Below are 14,735 nucleotides of genomic sequence, written 5' to 3' on the forward strand. Positions count from 1 at the left end.
GATATAGAAATGTAAAGAATTATATAATGCCCGATAACAATTTTCAGGTTTTTCAAACTCAAAGTTCCACTCGTTTCAAAGCTACACAGTGGATATTCAGAATTATAAGTTTTGTATTGGCTTTTATTTTTGTATTGGTTGCAATTACGGTAATAAGAGGCAAAAATCCTTCAATGCCCCAAATAAACTCTGTAGGAAATTCATTTAAAACAAAAATAGATCCAACTAATCCTTTCACATTCGAAACCAAACTCAACAAAAAATTTCATGGCTTTAAAGATTTTTTAAACAAACGTATTGATTTAGAAAAACACCAAAATAATTATAATACTTCTAAATTAATTAAAGCTGCGTTTTATACGCCTTGGTCTTCCCTTTCTTTGGTGGATTTGAAAATTAATGGAAATAAGCTTAATACCATTTATCCTGAATGGTTTTTTATTAACCCAAAAACTTTTGAACTTGATTCCAGAATTGATAAAAATGCTTTGGCAGTTATGAGAGAACACAACTTGAGTATTCAACCCATTTTAAATAATTTCATTTCCGTACCTAAAAAACAGGGAGATTTTAGTGGTGAACTTTTGCACACAGTTCTACATAACGAAAAAATTCAGAATAAGCTTATTGCTCAAATGATTAAAACTCTAAAAGACAATAAACTTCAAGGAATAAATATCGATTTTGAGGAAATGAATGAATCGTCTGATATTTATCTTAATGAATTTCAAAAAAAACTATATTCTGAATTTAAGAAAAATGGGTTATTGGTTTCCATTGATATTATGGCCGACAATAATGATTACAATGTAGATTTTCTTAAAAATTATACTGATTATTTTATTTTGATGGCTTATGATCAGTTTAATGATGCAAGTGCAGCTGGCCCAATAAGTGACCAAAAATGGATAGAAAAACAACTGGATATTATTGCTCAGAAAGTTCCTTCCGAAAAAATAATTTTGGGAGTTGGCGCTTATGGAAGGCAATGGATAAAAGACGAAACAGGCACACATACAGAAGATATTACCTATAGTCAGGCTATTGACCGCGCAAAAATTTCAAAATCCGTTATTGATTTTGATAATGATTCTTATAATCTACATTATGCTTATCATTTTGACGGAAGTGAAGACGAATATGAAAGTGATAATGAAATTTGGTTTACAGATGCCATAACAACTTTTAATATTTTAAGATTTAGTGATGATTACCGTAATGCAGGAACTGCAATATGGAGGTTAGGAAGCGAAGATCCAAGAATATGGACTTTCTATGGAAGAGATTTAAGTTCTGAATCTCTGGCAAAAAAACCATTTAATTTTAACCTTTTAGAAGTAATGCCACCCAATTTCAATGCAAAACCAACTGCCATTGGAAGCGGAGAAATTCTTAACATTATCTCTTCTCCCGAAAAAGGACGGACTGAACTTGAAATTGACAAAAACGAAAACTTGATTTCTGAGGAGAACTATTCTCAATTACCTTCAGGATTTTTGTATGAAAAATTTGCTGAAGACACTACAAAAATTGGTCCTGGTCATAAAATTATTTTAACATTCGATGATGGGCCAAATGCAGAATTTACACCCAAAATTTTAGACATTCTTGAAAAAGAAAAAATTCCTGCCACATTTTTCTTAATTGGTGAAAACGCAGAATCCAATATTCCTTTGGTAAAGAGAATTAACCGTGATGGTTTTGAGATTGGAAATCATACCTTCACTCATGGAAATCTTGCAAAAATGTCATCAGAAAGAGCCGATTTGGAACTCAGAACAACACGAGCTTTAATAGAATGTATTACAGGAAAATCTACTATTCTTTTCAGAGCACCATATAATGCGGACTCTGAACCTCAAACCTATGAAGAACTCGAGCCTTTAGCAAGAGGCAAAAAAAGCAATTATATCACTATTGGAGAAAGTATAGATCCAAATGATTGGGATCCAAAAATGAATGCAGATTCGATAGTGAACAGAACCATCAGATTTGCCAATGAAAATAATGCTAGTATAATACTTCTTCATGATTCGGGTGGAGAAACAAGGCAACCAACTGTAGATGCTCTTCCCAGAATTATTAAATATTTTAAAAGCAAAGGTTGCAAATTTACAACAGTTGCAGATTTGATGGGAGTTCCTGAAAAAGAATTAATGCCTCCTGTAAAACAAAGCTGGAAAAATGATCTTAATTTTTATTTTGCTTCAGCAAGTTATTGGGCAGGGCAACTTATATATTCTCTTTTTCTAATAGGAATTATTCTATCCATTGGAAGAATGATAATTATGGCTATTCTCGCATGGAAAGAAAAAGTACGGGATAAAAAATTAAAAGCTCAATTCAAAGGAATTTCTGAAGAGCCAAAAGTATGCGTTATTGTTCCTGCTTACAATGAAGAAGTAAATGCTGTGAGAACAATAAACTCCCTCTTAAAACAGGATTACAAAAATTTGAATATCATTTTCGTGGATGACGGAAGCAAGGACAATACATTTGAGAAAGTAAAAATAAAATTTGAAGGAAATTCAAAAGTAATTGTACTTACTAAATCAAACGGAGGAAAAGCTTCAGCTCTGAATTATGGAATTTCAAAAACGAATTCCGAATTTGTAGTTTGCATTGATGCAGACACTCAACTCAAAAATGATGCTGTTTCGCATCTTATAAAAACATTTTATCTTGATGGAAAACCTTTGGAGACAGCTGCAGTTGCAGGAAATGTAAAAGTAGGCAATGAAATTAATATGATTACCAAATGGCAAAGTATAGAATATATTACTTCCCAGAATTTTGACAGAAGAGCATTCAATTTATTGAATTGCATTACTGTTGTTCCCGGAGCAATTGGAGCTTTCAGAAGACAGGCAATTTTAGATGCAGGTGGTTTTACCACTGATACTTTGGCAGAAGATTGTGATTTAACCATGAGATTACACAAAGCCGGTTATATTATTTCTAATTGTAATGAGGCTATTTCTTATACAGAAGCTCCGGAAACATTAAAACAATTCTTAAAACAAAGATTTCGCTGGAGTTTTGGTATTCTTCAAAGTTTTTGGAAACACAGAGATGCTATTTTCAGAAATCAATATAAAAATTTCGGAAAAGTGGCATTACCTAATATATTACTATATCAAATCATACTTCCATTTTTGGCTCCGTTAGCAGATTTGCTGCTTGTTATAAGTTTAATATTATCAGGATTAGGTTTAATTGTTGCTGATCCTATTCATATTATTTTCTATTATGTTCTCTTTTCTTTAATTGATATTGCAGGTGCAGCTTTGGCATTTGCATTTGAGAAAGAAGATCATAAAAAATTGATTTGGATGATTCCGCAAAGGTTAATTTACAGACAATTAATGTATTACATTTTATTCAAATCCATAAGAAAAGCCGTAAAAGGAGAAATACAAAATTGGGGGGTGCTTAAAATAACCGGACATGTAAAAGCAAATACTATATAAATACTTAATTTATTGTGGTTTTTTTCTGTTTTTTTTATTTTTACAAAAATTCTGATACTAAAAAATGACGAAGGAAGAACTACTAAACAAAGCCATCAAAATTGCAACAAAAGCACATAAAGGACAAACTGACAAATATGATGCTCCCTACATTGGACATATAATGCGTGTAATGGAATATGGTAAAACTTTGGATGAAAAAATTGTAGGTATTTTACATGATGTTGTAGAAGATAATCCGAAATATTCTTTTGAATTTCTTTTAGAAGAAGGCTTCCCAAATTATATTGTCTTTGCGATTGAGTGTCTGACTAAAGCTCATCCAGGCGAAGACTACAATGTATTTATTAAGCGCATCGAAAAATCTCCACTTGCAATTGCCGTAAAACTCAATGATCTTCGTGACAATATGGATTTGCGAAGAATAAACCGCGAACTTACAGAAAAAGATATTAAAAGATTGAATAAATATTTGAAAGCCTATCGGTATTTGTCTGAGAAATATTAATAACTAAGTTGTTATACCAAATAATCTTTTTTAAGATGCTGTAAAGATAGTTTGCTCCGTAGGAGCAACATCTGTATCTCTGTAGCTATATTTATGGGAATTTAATGACAAATAGTTTTAAAATTCCAGAAAATTGAATTCATTCGTGAGATATTTCTCCGAAGCATTTTCTATTCGGTACTCTCCTATTTTAGTTCTTCGCAATTGTGTAAGATAGGCACCAACTCCCAGTTCCTGACCAATATCATGAGCCAGACTACGGATATAAGTTCCTTTGGAACAACCAACTGTAAAACTAATAAAAGGAAAATTTAGTTTTATATCATTGATATAAAAAATAGTCGTTTTTCGGGATTTCATTTCTACTTCTTCTCCTGCTCTTGCTAAATTATAAGCACGTTCTCCATCAATTTTTATTGCTGAAAAAACAGGAGGTTTTTGTTCTATTTCGCCTAAAAATTTTTCTAATGCTTTATAAATAATTTCTTCCGAAATATGTGAGCAATTCTGATGCAAAATTTCCGGCTTTTCAGTGTCATAGCTTTCCGTTTGCGCACCGATTTTTATTTCGGTAAAATATTCCTTTGGAGCATCTTGAATTTCCTGAATTTTTTTGGTTGCCTTTCCGGTACACACAATGAGAAGTCCGGTTGCTTTCGGATCTAAAGTTCCGGCATGTCCTACTTTTATTTTTCTAAGTTTGAACTCTCTTTTAAGTTTGTATTTTATTTTATTTACAGCCTGAAATGATGTCCAATCCAATGGTTTATCCACCAATAGAATTTGTCCGGATTGTATTTCTTCGAGAGTCATATATTAATTTTTTATCTCAATAAAATCAGCAATTTTTTTGGGAGTTTGATCTTTTTTCAATACTTCTTTATGATATATATTGAAATTACAGCTATCATTTTTCTTCAAAGGAACTACAAAACACTTTTGCCCATTTTGAATGTAATATACTTTTTCAAATGGATAAATAGAAATACTATTATTAGGATCTATATTTGTGATTAAGTTTGATTCCAATACAAAATTATATTCCAAGTTCGATGTGAAATTATATTTTTTTTGAGAAACTTTATTTTTAGGGAAATAGAACCTCATCAAATCTAGAGAAAATTCATCAATATTATTGAACTTATTATATTTGTACATAGTTCTCTTTTCGAATATTTTTCTATAATTTTCAGCAAATTTTCTGTCTTTTAACTCCACATATATTTCAACAGAATTTTGAGTATTATTTTGAATATTTAATGTATAAAGAGGCGAACAAGAGACTAAAAGAAAAGGCAAAATAAAAAATATTTTTTTCATTTCTTATTTAAAAACGGTAAAGTAAATCAACAAAGCAATCCCAACAACAATTCTGTACCAACCCCAAGGTTTGAAGCCATATTTCATTAAAACTCCAATAAAAAATTTAATTGCAAGAACAGCCACTACAAAAGCCACTGCATTTCCAACTAAAAATAATACCAGATTATTACCTTGCAATAGAAGTTCATATCCTTTTTGTTCTATTCCGTTGTGATTCCAATCTTTTAAAAATATAGAATACGCAGTTACCGCCAACATAGTAGGAACTGCAAGAAAAAAGGAAAATTCTGCGGCCGCTTTTCGTGTGAGTTTTTGTTGCATTCCGCCAATAATGGAAGCGGCACTTCTGCTCGTTCCGGGCATCATAGCAAGACATTGCCAAAAACCAATTGTGATGGCTGTTTTAAAGGAAATTTCCTTTTCGTCTTCAATGGTATGAATCGTGAAAATTTTATCAATAAAGAGTAAAACAATCCCTCCCAAAATTAATACAAATGCAATAGGAATAGGATCTCCAAGAATTGCTTCTATCTTATCATCAAAAAGTTTTCCCAATACTAAAGCAGGTATTACAGCAGCTGCCAATTTCAGATAGAAATTAAGATTTTTAAAATCAAAGAATTTTTTCCAATATAGAAATACCACCGCCAAAATAGCCCCAAATTGTATGGAAACCTGAAACATTTTTACAAATTCATCTTCCTGAATTCCAAAAATAGAGCTTGTAAAAATCATGTGTGCTGTAGATGAAACAGGTAAATATTCTGTAAGCCCCTCTACAATTGCGATAATAATTGCTTTTATTAAATCCATTATTTTAAAAAAACTTTGCCAAATAACTCTGACAAAGTGTAAATTATATTTTTATAAATTTTCTATTTGTTCCTTTTAAGTATAGCAAATGCTTCCACTGCAAATCCTGCAATCACAAGAAATGGTGCGATTCGGATTCTCAGTACAGAAAAAATACCGTCGTTCCAATAATTGGGATCAAAAGTTCCGTCTGGTCTTGTATTGGCTCCATTCCCCATCATCAGAAGAAATCCTGCTACAATTAGTGCCAATCCGATCAGCATCCATTTAAAATTTTCTTTTCCAAAATAATACGTACTTTCAACAGGAACGTTAGGATCGTTTTTTCCAAACTGATCCGAGGAAAATTGTTGTTTTTTCTTTGCCATGATTAAGAATAATAAAGATCATCAACGTTTGATCTCAGGAATCTCCAGGTCGCAAAAATCGTGCTTAGAACAGTAATCAGAATTCCGAGGAGTACAACTCCAAGAATAAGAAAAATATACTGATTAGAATCCTGAACAAAATCTGTCCCGATTTCTTTTGTGAAGTAATACCAAACTCCGAATAAAGCTAAAAGTCCCACAAATGCACCTATAATTCCTAAAACAACAGCTTCTATAATGAAAGGTTTAAGAATAAATCTTCTCTTTGCACCCACAAGCTGCATGGTTTTGATGATAAAACGTTTTGAAAATATTTTTAGACGTATCGAGTTATTAATCAACACAATAGCTAAAATTAAAAATAATATTGAAAACCCAAAAATCCATTTTAGAATTCTTTCAAGGTTATTAAAAATATCGGCTGTAAAAGAAGAATTATTTTTCACTTCTTTAATTCCTGCTACGGTTCCAAGCTGCTTAATTACACCATCTATTTTGTCAGGAGCTACATATTCAGGCTTTAAGGAAACTTCTACAGAAGAAGGGAAAATATTGGCTTCAAAAAGTGCCTCTCCATCTATTCCTAAACTTTTTTTAGCTTCTTCAGTTGCCATTTCTCTTGAAATATAAGTAGCTTTTTTCACAAACGGCATTTTTTCGATTTGTGATAATGCTTCTTTTTCTATTTTATCAATTTTTGCAGAATCCTTTATATCGTAGTTTTCATCAAAAAAAGCATTTACAACAAGTTGTTCTTTTATATAATCTGAATATTTTTGGGCATTAATCAAAATAAGTCCGAAAAGTCCTACCAAAAACAAAACCAAAGCAATACTAATAGTTACGGTAATGTTGCTGGAACGTAATCTTCTTTTGTTAAAATCATCTACAGTTTTAGCCATCAAGAAAAATTTTTGGCTAAAATAGAAAAAATCTTCCGAAATTTGCGGAGATTCTATAAAAATCAGTGTTAATAAAATCATAAATAATCTTGACTGTAAAAGCAAAAAAACATCTTGGGCAACACTTTCTGAAAGATGAAAATATTGCCCGAAAAATTGTGGAAAGTTTAGGCTTTCATGGCTATGAAAAAATCCTTGAAGTAGGACCGGGAACTGGTGTGCTTACCAAATATCTATTAGAAAAAAATCAGGATCTTTTTCTTGCCGAGATTGATCAGGAATCTATTGATTATTTGAAAATAAATTATCCAAAACTAAATGACACTCATTTTGTTGGGGATTTTCTGAAGCTGGACATTGATGCCTTTTTTAAGGAATCTGTGGCTGTTATCGGAAATTTTCCATATAATATTTCGTCTCAGATTCTTTTCAAAATAGTAGATCATTTTGAAAAAATTCCTGAAATGTGCGGAATGTTTCAAAAAGAAGTAGCTGAAAGAACAGCCGCTTTGCCACGTAATAAAGATTACGGAATTCTCTCCGTTCTTATTCAGGCGTATTATGATGTGGAATATCTTTTTACGGTTTCGGAAAATGTTTTTAATCCTCCTCCAAAAGTAAAATCAGGTGTTATTAGATTGATTCGAAATGTAAAGGAAGGATTAATAGGAAACGAAGAATTGTTCAAAAAAATTGTAAAAGCGGGATTCAACCAAAGGCGGAAAAAACTTTCAAATGCTCTCAAAGTTTTGAATATTCCTGAAAACCTGAAAACCCATCCTTTTTTAGATAAACGAGCGGAAGAGCTTTCGGTGGAAGATTTTATTTATTTTACCAAAATTTGGAAGGAAAACTCCCCGTCCTAAAAATCTTTGGAAACTCCCAATCCGAAAAGTGCAAAATCATATTTTGCAGGATCATTTTCGTCAAATTTTCGTAAAACTAAATCCATTTCTTCCACTGTTTTCCAGTCGTTTTGCTTTCTGGAAATCAGGTTTAGTTTTCGCGAAATATTTCCGGTATGAACATCCAAAGGAACAGACAAATATTTCTGGTCAATATTTTTCCAAATTCCAAAGTCTACTTTGCGGTTGTCTTCACGAATCATCCATCGTAAAAACATCATTAATCGTTTTGCTGAAGAATTTTTGTATGGAGAACTAATGTGCTTTTTTGCTCTATGGATTTCGTCAAACTCTAAAAAAGTTTTTCGGAAACGTTCAAGAGCATGATAAAAGTTGGTCTCATCTTCTTTTAACAAAAATAAATTTTCAAGGCTGTCATTTTGCTGATAGATTCTTTTCAGATTTTGAAGAAAAAATACAAAATCGTCGGAATTAAAAGTTCTGTGAATTGCTTTATTTTCAATTGAATTCAAATCATTTTCTTTAAAATTCATCACAAAATCATACGGAGAATTTCCAAGAATATCCATCATTTTTGATGCACTTTTGATGATGGATTTTCGGTTTCCCCAAGAAATTGTTGCCGTCAAAAATCCCGAAATTTCAATATCCTGTTTCAGAGAAAAACGATGCGGAATCCGAATCGGATCATCTTCAATAAAGAAAGTATGATTGTATTCGTCTGCTTTTTGATTCAGAAAATCTTTTAGTTCCTGTTCATTCATTTCACAAAAATATTCAAAAATATCGAGGCTTATTTCAATAAAATTTTGAAATCCCGTATTTTTGTACTTTATGAATATTTATAAAGAGTTTTCAGATTATACACCAAAAAAACCGTTGGCATTATCTTTAGGAATGTTTGACGGAGTTCATATCGGACACAAATCCATTATTGATGAGCTAAACAAAACCTCCACAGAAAAAAATCTTGAATCTTCCATCCTTACTTTCTGGCCGCATCCAAGATTGGTTTTCAATCCTAATGATGATCTAAAATTGCTGAATACTTTAAAAGAAAAGACAGAACTTTTAGAAAAGTATGGAGTTCAGAATTTATTTTTAAAAAATTTCGATGAAGAATTTAGAAATCTTACAGGAGAAGAATTTGTAAGGCAAATTCTAGTAGAAAAGTTAAATGTAAAATATCTAATGGTAGGCTACGATCATGTTTTCGGGAAAAATAAAAGCGGAAATTTTGAACTCTTGGAAAAATTAGCTCCACAACTTGGTTTTGAAGTAGAACGTATGGAAGCCGTAAATATTCACGACAAAAATATTTCTTCCACAAAAATCCGAAATGCTCTATCTGAAGGAAAAATTTTGGAAGCCAATGAAATGTTAGGCTATTTTTATCCTCTTTCCGGAAAGGTAATTCATGGAAAAAAAATAGGAAGAACTATTGGATATCCAACTGCAAATATCGATACCGAAAATATCAAACTTCTTCCTAAAAAAGGAGCTTATATTGTAGATGTTTTTGTGAAAAATCAGCAATATAAAGGAATGTTGAGTATCGGAACCAATCCTACTATTGATGCCAATGGAAAATCTGTGCATACAGAAGTATATATTCTGGATTTTGACGAGGATATTTATGGAGAAGAAATTACTGTAAAGCTAAGGGATTTTCTTCATAATGAAATACAATTCGACGGTTTGGAAAAATTGATCGAACGATTGGATGAAGATAAAAGACTGACCGAAAAATTTTATCAATAATTTATTCTGAATTTAATATTTCTTCTTTAAGTTTCTTGGTAAGAGATTTAAAAATCAGTTCATAAGAATGATCAATTAATTTTAAGATCAAATCTTTTTTCAAACCTTCGCAGATAACGGAATTCCAATGTGTTTTATTCATGTGATACGCTCCTTTTATTTGATGGTGCTTTTCTCGTAATTCTTCGCTCCATTCCGGATTTGCTTTTGCTGCAAAAGTAGCAGGTCGATTTTCCAGTGGGATGATCAAAAATATTTTTCCTCCTACTTTAAAAACCAAAGTTTCATTATCGAAAGGAAAACTTTCGGTTACTCCCCTTTTTTGTAAACAATATTCACGGATTTCTTCTACTTCCATCTTGTACTATTTTATATTGAATAATAGAACCAATATTAATTAAAAATTTGTAAATTTATTCTACAAAATTCATAAATTTCAATTTAAAAAAATCAAAACACAGCATGAAGGCTTTAGTAATTGGTGCAACTGGCGCTACAGGAAAAGATTTAGTCAATCGATTGCTTCAGGATAAAGATTTTGAAGAAATTCATGCTTTTGTTCGCAGACCTCTAAGTATTGAAAATGAAAAATTAAAATCTCACATCATTGATTTTGAAAAACCTGAACAATGGAAAAATCTTGTAAAAGGAGATGTTGCTTTTTCCTGCCTTGGAACAACACTGAAAGATGCCGGAAGCAAAGAAGCACAGCGAAAAGTGGATTTTGATTACCAGTATAATTTTGCAAAAGCAGCAAAAGAAAATGACGTGGAAGATTATATCTTAGTTTCCGCTTATGGAGCTAATCCTAAGTCTAAAATTTTCTATTCCAGAATGAAAGGAGAATTAGAACAGGCAGTAAAAGATCTTCATTTCAGTAAGATCACGATTTTCAATCCGGGAATGTTGGAAAGAAAAGATTCTGAAAGAAATGGAGAAGTTCTGGGTGGAAAAATTATAAAATTTGCCAATAAATTGGGCTTACTGGAAAGTCAAAAACCTTTACCTACTGATATTCTTGCACAAGCAATGGTGAATTCTGCAAAAATAAAATCGAACGGCTATTCTAAAATAAAATTAGGATGTATTTTTAGTTTTGCTGAGAAAGGGAAAGATTAGTGATACATAAAATGAATGCGCCTTTTTGGCGCATTCCTACAAATGTTTATATATTTTATTTCAAATATTTTGTGATGGCTTCATCTGTGGGTCTTGTAGAACTCACAAAACTGTCGATAAGTTTGCCGTTTTCATCTACTAAAAATTTTGTAAAATTCCAGAGAATATCGGAGTTTTTTACACCGTTCAATTCTTTCTCGGTAAGAAATTTAAAAATCGGAGCTGTATCATCACCTTTCACGGAAACCTTTGCGGCCATCGGAAAAGAAACTCCGTAATTTTTCTGGCAAAATGCACCAATTTCAGCATTAGTTCCCGGTTCTTGTGCTCCAAAATTATTAGCCGGAAAACCAATAATCACGAGTTTATCCTTATATTTTTCGTATAATTCTTCTAAATCTGCATATTGCGGTGTAAAACCACATTCTGATGCCGTATTCACAATCAGTATTTTTTTTCCTTTGAAATCGGCAAAATTGATTTCGCCACCAATAAGACTTTCTACTTTATAGTCATAGATTGTTTTTCCCATAAGTTCTTTGGTTTTTGCTTTGGATACTTCAGATTTTTTCTGTGCACAACTTTGTATCATTGCGACAAATGAAAGCATCAAGATGAATATTTTTCTCATTACGATCTAATTTTATATTCAAATTTACAATTTAATTTTCTTTTAAAATTTAAAAGTATTGGCAGGAAGAGCTTTATTGGTTTCGATTTTATTTAAAAGAATAACATAATCACTATCTTTTTTAGGGGAAGAACTTTCTATGTGAAAAGGAAACATAAGATTTCCCACTTTTTTATAATCAGCATACAAAAGAGTTTCATCTTTTTTGATTTCTTTAATGAGCATATAATTTTTGGTATCAAAAAAATAGAGATTCTTATTCACATTTTTGGTAAGTTCTACCTTGTGACAATAGATATCCCCTACTTTTTCTTTTCCCAAATATTTAGCTTCAAAACCTTTGCTTTCCCAATCAATAAAATCATTATCAAAACTTTCCGCTACATAATTGGGATATTCCTGAAGTTTATTAGCAGCGTAATTCATGGCATATCCTTTTTTCCCGTCATATCCTTCAATTACAGTTTCTTTTTTATTTATAATGATTGAAGTTTTGGTAAGATTAGGTCTCTGTTGGCAAATCTTTATTGGATATTCTTCATTAACACCTAATGTAACTTTGCCACTTAAAATTACGGAATTCAGAAGTTTCCAGTTTGTAAGACCTCCGGAATTTTCAATATTCTGATCTATAATTTCTTTCGCAGTTTGTGAAAATAAAAAAATAGAAAAGAATAAAGCTATGATAAAAAAGAGTCGTTTCATTAAATAAAAATTGGATTCAAATATAATTTTTTTGATTCGAACATTAAAAAATACCGAACATTCTTAACAAAATTTTATGATTGATTTTTCAGAATTTCTTTGGCTTTTTCCAAATCTTCAGGGACATCAATACCCACTCCTACAAAATCCGTTTCCACCATTTTGATTTTCATTCCGTATTCCAAATAGCGGATGCATTCTATTTTTTCAGCAATTTCCAAAGGCTTCATCGGAAGTTTTGAAAAATTTAAAAGAGCTGCTTTCCTAAAAGCATAAACGCCGATATGCTTGAAATATTCTAATGTTTCGGATTTTTCGCGCGGATAAGGAATTACGGAACGACTGAAATACAAAGCAAAATTATCTTTATCGGTAATTACTTTTACATTATTTGGGTTTGAAATTTCTGCCTCGTCCTTCAGTTTTATTTTTAGAGAAGCAAGGGAAATTTTTTCTTCCGAATCTTCATTAAAAACAGAAATGAGTTGTCTTAAAGGTTCTGTTTTCAGAAAAGGTTCATCACCCTGAACATTTACCACAATGTCGCATTCAATATTACGAACCGCTTCTGCAATTCGATCACTTCCTGTTTCATGCTGTGTTGTCATTATTGCATTTCCTCCAATTTTTTGTATTTCATCAAAAATAATTTCGGAATCTGTAGCTACAAAAACATTATCAAACAACCTCGTTTCCACTACATTTTGATACGTTGTGGAAATCACGGTTTTACCTCCCAAAATCTGCATCAATTTTCCAGAAAAACGGCTGGCTTCGTAACGAGCAGGAATAACGGCGATGATTTTCATTATAGTTATGAATGATAATTGATAATTGATAATTGATGAATGAATAACTACTTTTCGAGAAAGAATTTGAAATTAGAAATCCTACTTCAAAAATTTTAAAAAACAGTAAGAAGTATTATTAAAATTTCAAAAAATAAATCTGAAAATTAATTCATAACTCATACTTATTTTAATCGGCTTAAAGCATTTTCCAATTTCGGAAGCATGGTTTGAATTTCTTCTAATGAAAGTCCACCAACAGAAGCGCGAAACCAAGGTTCCGTTTTTTCGTCACCAAAAGCAGAAAAAGGAACCAATGCTACTCCACCTTCATTAATCAGATAAAAAACCAAATCCGAAGAGTTTTCAATTTTTTCTCCGTCCGGTTTTGTTTTTCCAATATAATCTAATTTTATCGTTAAATACAAAGCGCCCATTGGTTCAATACTTTCTACGGAAAGACCTTTGGATTTTAGATCCTGAATTCCTTCATGAAGAACTTTAAGGCTTGCTTCCAATTTATTTTTGAAATTTTCTACAAAAGAGTCTACATTTCCAGAATTTTCAAAAAACTTAGCGGTAGCCTCTTGCTCCGGTTTTGGAGCCCAAGCTCCAACGTGCGTAAGAAGCGCCTTCATTTTATCAATAATATGATCCGGACCAAAACCCCAACCAACACGAACTCCTGTCGCAGCTAAACATTTTGAAATTCCATCAATATAAATAGTAAAGTCCTTCATTTCCGGATAAAGTGAAACCGGATCTACATGTTCTTCACCAAAAGTCAGATTTGAATAAATCTGGTCATACATTAGATAAAGAGCCTTTTCATCTTCATTTCTTTTTGAATTTTCTTCAAGAATCATTTCACAAATTTCCGAAAGCTGTTCTTTGGTGAACATCGTTCCGGTAGGATTCAGAGGTGAGCAAAGGCAAATCAAAACGGCATCTTTCAAATGTGGTTTTAGATCTTCTGCAGTAGGAAGAAAATTATTTTCCGCTGTTGTTTTCACTTCGGTTGCATCAGCAGAAGTAAGATAAGCGTAATGATTATTATTCCATGAAGGAATTGGATAAATCACTTTATCTCCTTCATCTACAATAGTTTTATAAACCGCATAAATCAGCGGTCTGGAACCGGCAGTTATTAAAATATCATTGGGCGAATAATTCAGATTCCATCTGTTTTTCAAATCTATGGAAACTGCTTTTCTAAGCGAAAGCAAACCATTTGCAGGTGGATAATTGGTAAGATTATTCTGATAGGCTTTCTGGATTTCTTCTTTTAGAAGTGCAGGAATGGGATAAATAGTAGAATTCAAATCTCCAATGGTAAGATTGGCAATTTCAGCTCCTTTTGCTTTCAGATCATTCACTTCATTTCCTATCTTCACAATTTCAGATCCTATCAGGTGAGAAGCCAGTTTGGAAACTTTAGTTTTTTTATTATTTATCGAAGTGCTAAATTCATTAGTCATAAT

The 14,735-nt window shown here is 31.8% G+C and carries 16 protein-coding genes; 5 read left to right on the top strand and 11 right to left on the bottom strand.

Features of this window, described 5'->3' with window-relative positions:
• The first annotated feature begins 26 nt into the window (after positions 1 to 26).
• Positions 27 to 3,470: a trifunctional glycoside hydrolase family 18/polysaccharide deacetylase/glycosyltransferase family 2 protein gene (locus AC2A1C_RS00585; protein ID WP_484022445.1), complete on the top strand. Its 3,444-nt coding sequence runs from the start codon at positions 27 to 29 to the stop codon at positions 3,468 to 3,470.
• Positions 3,471 to 3,534: 64 nt separating this feature from the next.
• Positions 3,535 to 3,978, top strand: coding sequence for a phosphohydrolase (locus tag AC2A1C_RS00590; RefSeq protein WP_484022447.1), 444 nt, complete (start codon positions 3,535 to 3,537; stop codon positions 3,976 to 3,978).
• A gap of 117 nt (positions 3,979 to 4,095) precedes the next feature.
• Here the strand turns inward: AC2A1C_RS00590 and truB are convergent, their stop codons facing one another.
• From truB to AC2A1C_RS00615, 5 genes are all read right to left on the bottom strand, one after another.
• Positions 4,096 to 4,791, bottom strand: a complete 696-nt coding sequence (gene truB, locus AC2A1C_RS00595) for a tRNA pseudouridine(55) synthase TruB (protein ID WP_484022449.1) — start codon at positions 4,789 to 4,791, stop codon at positions 4,096 to 4,098.
• 3 nt (positions 4,792 to 4,794) lie between these two features.
• Entirely contained in the window at positions 4,795 to 5,298 is a 504-nt protein-coding gene (locus AC2A1C_RS00600; protein WP_484022451.1) for a hypothetical protein, read from the bottom strand.
• A gap of 3 nt (positions 5,299 to 5,301) precedes the next feature.
• On the bottom strand, positions 5,302 to 6,114 hold the full coding sequence (locus AC2A1C_RS00605; RefSeq protein WP_484022453.1) for an undecaprenyl-diphosphate phosphatase: 813 nt from the start codon (positions 6,112 to 6,114) through the stop codon (positions 5,302 to 5,304).
• Between the two features lie 62 nt (positions 6,115 to 6,176).
• A complete protein-coding gene (locus AC2A1C_RS00610; protein ID WP_484022455.1) occupies positions 6,177 to 6,482 on the bottom strand; it encodes a DUF3098 domain-containing protein in 306 nt (101 codons plus the stop codon).
• A 2-nt stretch (positions 6,483 to 6,484) separates the two neighbouring features.
• Positions 6,485 to 7,384, bottom strand: a complete 900-nt coding sequence (locus AC2A1C_RS00615) for a cell division protein FtsX (RefSeq protein ID WP_484022457.1) — start codon at positions 7,382 to 7,384, stop codon at positions 6,485 to 6,487.
• Positions 7,385 to 7,473: 89 nt separating this feature from the next.
• On the opposite strand from AC2A1C_RS00615, the gene rsmA reads away from it, so the two are divergent.
• Positions 7,474 to 8,250: a 16S rRNA (adenine(1518)-N(6)/adenine(1519)-N(6))-dimethyltransferase RsmA gene (rsmA, locus tag AC2A1C_RS00620; protein ID WP_484022459.1), complete on the top strand. Its 777-nt coding sequence runs from the start codon at positions 7,474 to 7,476 to the stop codon at positions 8,248 to 8,250.
• On the opposite strand, the gene AC2A1C_RS00625 is transcribed toward rsmA, so the two are convergent.
• On the bottom strand, positions 8,247 to 9,014 hold the full coding sequence (locus AC2A1C_RS00625) for a TIGR02757 family protein (RefSeq protein ID WP_484022461.1): 768 nt from the start codon (positions 9,012 to 9,014) through the stop codon (positions 8,247 to 8,249). The two genes, rsmA and AC2A1C_RS00625, sit on opposite strands and share 4 nt — an antisense overlap.
• Before the next feature lie 70 nt (positions 9,015 to 9,084).
• Between AC2A1C_RS00625 and AC2A1C_RS00630 the strand changes: the two genes are divergently transcribed.
• On the top strand, positions 9,085 to 10,011 hold the full coding sequence (locus AC2A1C_RS00630) for a bifunctional riboflavin kinase/FAD synthetase (protein WP_484022462.1): 927 nt from the start codon (positions 9,085 to 9,087) through the stop codon (positions 10,009 to 10,011).
• 1 nt (position 10,012) lies between these two features.
• Here AC2A1C_RS00630 and AC2A1C_RS00635 read toward each other — a convergent pair whose 3' ends face one another.
• Positions 10,013 to 10,369 carry an MmcQ/YjbR family DNA-binding protein gene (locus AC2A1C_RS00635; protein ID WP_484022464.1) on the bottom strand — a complete coding sequence of 119 codons (357 nt, stop codon included), beginning with the start codon at positions 10,367 to 10,369 and terminating at the stop codon, positions 10,013 to 10,015.
• Between the two features lie 104 nt (positions 10,370 to 10,473).
• Here AC2A1C_RS00635 and AC2A1C_RS00640 point away from each other — a divergent pair, with 104 nt between their 5' ends.
• On the top strand, positions 10,474 to 11,130 hold the full coding sequence (locus AC2A1C_RS00640) for an NAD(P)H-binding protein (RefSeq protein WP_484022466.1): 657 nt from the start codon (positions 10,474 to 10,476) through the stop codon (positions 11,128 to 11,130).
• A 55-nt stretch (positions 11,131 to 11,185) separates the two neighbouring features.
• On the opposite strand, the gene AC2A1C_RS00645 is transcribed toward AC2A1C_RS00640, so the two are convergent.
• The 4 genes from AC2A1C_RS00645 to AC2A1C_RS00660 all read right to left on the bottom strand — a co-directional run bounded on the left by AC2A1C_RS00645 (position 11,186) and on the right by AC2A1C_RS00660 (position 14,732).
• Complete coding sequence (locus AC2A1C_RS00645) at positions 11,186 to 11,761, bottom strand: glutathione peroxidase (RefSeq protein WP_484022468.1); 576 nt, start codon at positions 11,759 to 11,761, stop codon at positions 11,186 to 11,188.
• Positions 11,762 to 11,803: 42 nt separating this feature from the next.
• A complete protein-coding gene (locus AC2A1C_RS00650; protein WP_484022470.1) occupies positions 11,804 to 12,466 on the bottom strand; it encodes a histidine kinase in 663 nt (220 codons plus the stop codon).
• Between the two features lie 74 nt (positions 12,467 to 12,540).
• Positions 12,541 to 13,275, bottom strand: a complete 735-nt coding sequence (kdsB, locus tag AC2A1C_RS00655; protein WP_484022472.1) for a 3-deoxy-manno-octulosonate cytidylyltransferase — start codon at positions 13,273 to 13,275, stop codon at positions 12,541 to 12,543.
• Positions 13,276 to 13,439: 164 nt separating this feature from the next.
• A complete protein-coding gene (locus AC2A1C_RS00660) occupies positions 13,440 to 14,732 on the bottom strand; it encodes a pyridoxal phosphate-dependent aminotransferase (RefSeq protein ID WP_484022474.1) in 1,293 nt (430 codons plus the stop codon).
• Between the last annotated feature and the right edge of the window lie 3 nt (positions 14,733 to 14,735).

It is taken from the genome of Chryseobacterium sp. HNCC26DJ241 (genome assembly GCF_057180505.1).

Bases quoted from the DNA above. Each gene is read 5' to 3' on its own strand.
- kdsB (WP_484022472.1), bottom strand. From the start codon at position 13,275: ATGAAAATCATCGCCGTTATTCCTGCTCGTTACGAAGCCAGCCGTTTT.
- AC2A1C_RS00640 (WP_484022466.1), top strand. From the start codon at position 10,474: ATGAAGGCTTTAGTAATTGGTGCAACTGGCGCTACAGGAAAAGATTTA.
- AC2A1C_RS00585 (WP_484022445.1), top strand. From the start codon at position 27: ATGCCCGATAACAATTTTCAGGTTTTTCAAACTCAAAGTTCCACTCGT.
- AC2A1C_RS00590 (WP_484022447.1), top strand. From the start codon at position 3,535: ATGACGAAGGAAGAACTACTAAACAAAGCCATCAAAATTGCAACAAAA.
- AC2A1C_RS00610 (WP_484022455.1), bottom strand. From the start codon at position 6,482: ATGGCAAAGAAAAAACAACAATTTTCCTCGGATCAGTTTGGAAAAAAC.
- AC2A1C_RS00600 (WP_484022451.1), bottom strand. From the start codon at position 5,298: ATGAAAAAAATATTTTTTATTTTGCCTTTTCTTTTAGTCTCTTGTTCG.
- AC2A1C_RS00650 (WP_484022470.1), bottom strand. From the start codon at position 12,466: ATGAAACGACTCTTTTTTATCATAGCTTTATTCTTTTCTATTTTTTTA.
- AC2A1C_RS00630 (WP_484022462.1), top strand. From the start codon at position 9,085: ATGAATATTTATAAAGAGTTTTCAGATTATACACCAAAAAAACCGTTG.
- AC2A1C_RS00660 (WP_484022474.1), bottom strand. From the start codon at position 14,732: ATGACTAATGAATTTAGCACTTCGATAAATAATAAAAAAACTAAAGTT.
- AC2A1C_RS00625 (WP_484022461.1), bottom strand. From the start codon at position 9,014: ATGAATGAACAGGAACTAAAAGATTTTCTGAATCAAAAAGCAGACGAA.
- AC2A1C_RS00615 (WP_484022457.1), bottom strand. From the start codon at position 7,384: ATGGCTAAAACTGTAGATGATTTTAACAAAAGAAGATTACGTTCCAGC.
- AC2A1C_RS00645 (WP_484022468.1), bottom strand. From the start codon at position 11,761: ATGAGAAAAATATTCATCTTGATGCTTTCATTTGTCGCAATGATACAA.
- truB (WP_484022449.1), bottom strand. From the start codon at position 4,791: ATGACTCTCGAAGAAATACAATCCGGACAAATTCTATTGGTGGATAAA.
- AC2A1C_RS00635 (WP_484022464.1), bottom strand. From the start codon at position 10,369: ATGGAAGTAGAAGAAATCCGTGAATATTGTTTACAAAAAAGGGGAGTA.
- AC2A1C_RS00605 (WP_484022453.1), bottom strand. From the start codon at position 6,114: ATGGATTTAATAAAAGCAATTATTATCGCAATTGTAGAGGGGCTTACA.